Consider the following 4,967-nt stretch of genomic DNA (forward strand, 5'->3'; position numbering starts at 1 on the left):
TAAGATTAAATCTCAACTATTACATTTTAAGCTTAAAAATTATAATTCAGTAGTAAGGATATATTTGATATTTCCATCTTCTCCTATCAATGGGCAATACTCTGTTTGAGAATTATAATCATCATTACTAATTGATGTTTGTGGTGATAGTTTTTGTGCTAATATTACCAATTTTTCTTCATATCACTCAAAAGATTTTTTTAAATCCTCTTTTGTAATTTTTACAGTTTTAGCTTTATCTACTTCATCTATGTTTATGCTAGATGTTTCAAAAGCTTTTGTTACTTTTTTGGGGAAAGAAAAATATGTTTTTATTTTTACTAATGTTGTTTTTATTTCCGTTGAAAAAATGTAATAAGTTTATCCAATAACATCTAATACCTTAAAATTATTTTGAAGCGGCAATATAAGTCTTATTTATAAATGTCAACATAAATTAATATATAATTACTATAAGTATTAACAAATGCTAATTATTATAATTTTCTTTCACAAAATCGAAATAAGCTGTTATTAATATAAAAAACCAATCTTAATCTAGTATATGCGTTCTTTATTTATAGTAATTATATTCTTTCTAATGAGTAGTTGTAATTTAAAACCGGTATATAGTGAAAAATACAGTAGAAATAATGATTTAGAAGCGATTACAGTTGAACCGATTAGAACAATTGAAGGAGCTGAGTTTTATCATCGTTTAACTAGTATTTTACCTCAGAAAGCAAAAGCAAAATACCTGCTTAAAGCAGAGCTTATCGCAACAACTATGCCTGCTACTATTGAAAAAAACTCTAATGTTTTAAGGGAATATATTAATCAATTAGTTAGGTATAAATTAATTGATATAGAAAGCCAAAAGGTTTTAATTGAAGAGAAGTTTTACCAAAACACGTCATATAATGCTATTTTTACACCATATGCAACAAATGTTGAAAGAGATGCAACAGGAATAGACTTGGCATATCAAGCAGCAGAAGAAATTCGTAGCAGATTAATTTTATATTTTACACGGACATAGTTAAGCTATGAAATTTTATTTTTCACAAATAGGTAGATTATTTGGACCAATAAAAGCCGGAAAGATTAGAGCTCTTTTACTATACGGTCCTGATAAAGGCTATATAGAAAAAATTTGTAAGCATTTAGTAAAAAGTTTAAATATGCTACAAACTTCTATAGAATACTCAGAGCTTAATATTTCATCTTTAGAAATGTTACTTAATGCGCCTAATTTTTTTGGTCAAAAAGAATTAATTAAAATTAGATCGGTTGGGAATTCAATCGATAAGAATTTAAAAACAATTCTAAGCAGTGATTATGTAAATTTTCCTGTATTTATAGGGGAAGAAATTACTTCAAGTAGCAGCTGTAAAAAGTTTTTTGAAACAGAAGAATATTTAGCGGCAGTTGCTTGTTATCATGATGATGAAGCAAAAATTGAACGAATTATTTTAGGTAAAGTAGAAAAAACTAATAAAATTATAAGTAAAGAGGCTATCCCTTATTTAAAAGCTCATTTAAAAGGTGATCATGATTTAATTTGTAGCGAAATAAATAAATTGATATATTTTGTTCATGATCGAAGAGAAATTACTTTAAACGATGTTCTAAAAGTTATAAGTAGCGAAATTACGGCAAACGGTAGTGATTTAGCAATGTATTTTTCAAAAAAAGATTATAGTAATTTTCTACAAGAGCTGGAGATATTAAAAAAACAAAATATCAATGAAGTTTTAATTATTAGAGCATTAATAAGGCATTATTTAAATTTATATATAGTTTTGTCGAAAATAAAAAACGGTGAGAGTTTGGAGCTCGCAATAAGATCATTATCACCACCGATTTTCTATCAATATATTAATGATTTTACAAAGATAGTAAACAGTCTTAGCCTAACTGAATGTTTACAGACTTTAAAACTGTTACAGCAAGCGGAGGTAGATTATAAATTAAATCCTGCTGGTTTCGATTTATTCCAAAGTATACTTTAAAGTAAATGAAGAGTAGACGAGGTTTAATTTGGAAAAGAGCAAGGAGACTATAAGGCGAGGAGCAGAGCGTATACTTAATACGTGGCTACTCGCACTCTTATAAGACGACGTAGTCAATTTTTCAAATTAAACGAGTATACATTATGCCAAGACCTGATTTTTCTGACCCTAACAAACAAATTCACGAAATAATTAGAGTTAATTATGCTGGAGAGTATGGGGCAAAAAGAATTTATCAAGGGCAGCTAAAATATATCAAATCTCAGAATGATCATATATTAATTAAAGAAATGCTTGAACACGAAGAGGTACATTTAAATTATTTTGAAAAAAAATTACTAGAAAAAGAAGTAAGGCCCACGTTTTTATTATTTTTTTGGCATCATTACGGATTTTTACTTGGTGCCTTATCTTCCTTGACGGGAATAAAAACAGCGATGCTTGTTACCGAGAGTGTAGAAGAAGTAATAGAAAAACATTATGGACAACAAATAAATTATTTAGAAAATAAAAATATTGAGCCGGAATTATTAAATAATATTATTAAATTTCGACTTGATGAAATTGAACATAAAAATATTGCTATAATGAATGATAGTACTGAGGCAGTATTTGCAGAAATAACTAGTAAAATAGTGAAGATAATTTGTCGTATCTCTATAATTTTAAGTAAGAAAATTTAGAGTTAACAGCTTCATTAGTTGAAAAATCTAGAAATATTTTACTTCTAAGATATTAAGAAGATGATAAAAAACATTAATAATATTATTAAAAACGATGATGAAAAGAAAAACTTTTTTCTAATTTTTTCTTTATTTTTTGCATTTGTATTTTTTAGAATTAATAAATCTTTATTTTTATTAAACACAAGCTAATACTACTCACAATTCCTTTATTTAATTTATGCCTAAACCTAATCTAGAATTAATAAATAAAGGTGCCAGGGGTTAAGCTCCGTTGCTGTAAGACAACAACCTCCATTATACTTCATGATTTTACTCACTTATAATAATAGACCCCTGGCATAACTTAATATTAAGTTTTGACAGATTGGTCTTGCAACAATGGAGCTTAAACATTATTAACGGTCTATATATTAGTTGAATAATATAAAGAGTCAAGGGATTTTAGTTGTCATTAATAATAAATAATGTAATTCTGAGTTACGAGGTATATTTTCTATATAATCTGTTTCTAGAATTTGCTTTTACATCAATAATAATTTATATTTATTTATATACTAAGATAGAACTTGAAAAATTGACCATCTCGTCTTTGTAAGACCTTGGACGCTCACATATTGCTATACGTTCTGCTCCTCGACCTACAGACCTATTACTCTTTTCCAAGTTGATCGTCGTATATCTATTCGTAAGTATAATTAGAAAATGATAAAATAAAATATGAATCCAAATTCACATCCTATGACTAAATCGCATTTATTCCATATAGTAGACCCAAGCCCTTGGCCCGTCCTAACATCTTTTGCTTTACTTCTTTTGGTTATTGGCGGTGTCTCGTTCATGCATGGCTACAAATTTAATATATATATATTATCTGCAGGAGTTATTTCAGTAGGTTACTGTTTATATTCTTGGTGGAGAGATGTAGTGAAAGAAGGCATAGTCGAACATCAGCATACTAGTCCTGTTAGAAAAGGTTTACAAATAGGTATGGCACTATTTATTTTAACGGAAATAGTATTTTTTGGTGTATTTTTTGCCTCTTTTTTTAAATCAAGTCTATCACCCGTAGGTCTTTTAGACGGTGTATGGGTTGTAAAGCAGGGAATTTGGCCTCCACCTGCAATTAAAACTTTTGATCCATTTGATATTCCTTTTATCAATACTTTAATACTACTCTTATCGGGTACTACCGTTACTTGGGCTCACTATGCCTTAGAAGAAAAAAATCAAAAAGATTGCGTAACTGCACTTGCTCTTACCATAATGCTTGGAATATTTTTTACAACTATGCAAACATATGAATATTATCATGCGGCGTTTAAATTCACGGATGGTATATATGCTTCTAATTTTTATTTAGCCACGGGTTTTCATGGAGCTCATGTAATTATAGGTACTATATTTCTAATAGTTTGCTACTTTAGAGCAAAAAGAGGAGATTTTACTACAGAAGGTAATGGACATTTAGGGTTCGAATTTGCTGCATGGTACTGGCATTTTGTGGACGTGGTTTGGTTATTTTTATTTACATTTGTTTATATATTTGGAAGCTGAATTATACTATATGTGATTATAATGTTACTTAAAATAAGTGTTTTTAAAATATTTTTACATATTAATTAAAATTGCATATATTTAGGAGTTGATTTATATATAAATAAATTATACATTATTTTTTAAATGCTAATTATTTTATTGAGGTAAAACACATGAACTTTCCTATTCGTAAATTAAACGAAGAATTAATCGATTATAATCTATCATTACGCATACTATTTACTATTCTAAGCGTGGCTATTATTATGGTAGCTTTTGATAGCTTAGGTAGTAGTGTCGGCGATCCTGTGGGTGATGCATTATGTAAGTTAATTCTAGTATTCAGAGGCAATACTGCAAAAGGTATAGCTGTTGTCGGTATAATTGTTTTGGGAATTCAAACATTAAGAGGAAAATTGCAGTGGGAAGTAGCTTTAGTAGTAGTTACTGCAATCATTATATTATTTAAAGCTCCAGATATCGTTAATATGGTATCAAGTGATACTAATAGCTCAAGCTGTGGTGTTTCCTAATACGCGATAATAAAAATTATTATATCTTTAGTAATACCCATAAGTTTCGGCTTATGGGTATTTTTATTTTTAAGTGACGTTCTTACATAGCCTAAGCATTGCCTGTGTGGATAATACCGAGTCGTCATTGCGAGGAGGCATTGATGCGTGGACCGGTTTATCCGTCATTGCGAGGGAAAATGTAAGTTTTGACGGTCATGCCTCCATATTGCAGTTATGCC

The 4,967-nt window shown here is 29.0% G+C and carries 5 protein-coding genes and 1 pseudogene; 5 read left to right on the forward strand and 1 reads right to left on the reverse strand.

The window, feature by feature from the left end:
• Positions 1-39: 39 nt before the first annotated feature.
• Positions 40-374, reverse strand: a pseudogene (locus KYQ89_RS08320) (hypothetical protein).
• A 170-nt stretch (positions 375-544) separates the two neighbouring features.
• Here KYQ89_RS08320 and KYQ89_RS04370 point away from each other — a divergent pair.
• The 5 genes from KYQ89_RS04370 (at position 545) to KYQ89_RS04395 (ending at position 4,746) form a co-directional block, all read left to right on the forward strand.
• Positions 545-1,018, forward strand: a complete 474-nt coding sequence (locus KYQ89_RS04370; RefSeq protein WP_218460573.1) for a hypothetical protein — start codon at positions 545-547, stop codon at positions 1,016-1,018.
• A gap of 7 nt (positions 1,019-1,025) precedes the next feature.
• On the forward strand, positions 1,026-1,991 hold the full coding sequence (holA, locus tag KYQ89_RS04375) for a DNA polymerase III subunit delta (RefSeq protein ID WP_218460574.1): 966 nt from the start codon (positions 1,026-1,028) through the stop codon (positions 1,989-1,991).
• 143 nt (positions 1,992-2,134) lie between these two features.
• Positions 2,135-2,674: a demethoxyubiquinone hydroxylase family protein gene (locus tag KYQ89_RS04380; protein ID WP_218460575.1), complete on the forward strand. Its 540-nt coding sequence runs from the start codon at positions 2,135-2,137 to the stop codon at positions 2,672-2,674.
• Positions 2,675-3,394: 720 nt separating this feature from the next.
• Positions 3,395-4,231: a cytochrome c oxidase subunit 3 gene (locus KYQ89_RS04390; RefSeq protein WP_218460576.1), complete on the forward strand. Its 837-nt coding sequence runs from the start codon at positions 3,395-3,397 to the stop codon at positions 4,229-4,231.
• Positions 4,232-4,386: 155 nt separating this feature from the next.
• Complete coding sequence (locus KYQ89_RS04395) at positions 4,387-4,746, forward strand: TrbC/VirB2 family protein (protein WP_218460577.1); 360 nt, start codon at positions 4,387-4,389, stop codon at positions 4,744-4,746.
• Positions 4,747-4,967: the final 221 nt, after the last annotated feature.

It is taken from the genome of Rickettsia sp. TH2014 (genome assembly GCF_019249195.1).
Classification (GTDB): Bacteria; Pseudomonadota; Alphaproteobacteria; order Rickettsiales; family Rickettsiaceae; genus Rickettsia; species Rickettsia felis.

Coding starts and splice junctions, on each gene's coding strand:
- KYQ89_RS04370 (WP_218460573.1), top strand. CDS start 545: ATGCGTTCTTTATTTATAGTAATTATATTCTTTCTAATGAGTAGTTGT.
- holA (WP_218460574.1), top strand. CDS start 1,026: ATGAAATTTTATTTTTCACAAATAGGTAGATTATTTGGACCAATAAAA.
- KYQ89_RS04380 (WP_218460575.1), top strand. CDS start 2,135: ATGCCAAGACCTGATTTTTCTGACCCTAACAAACAAATTCACGAAATA.
- KYQ89_RS04390 (WP_218460576.1), top strand. CDS start 3,395: ATGAATCCAAATTCACATCCTATGACTAAATCGCATTTATTCCATATA.
- KYQ89_RS04395 (WP_218460577.1), top strand. CDS start 4,387: ATGAACTTTCCTATTCGTAAATTAAACGAAGAATTAATCGATTATAAT.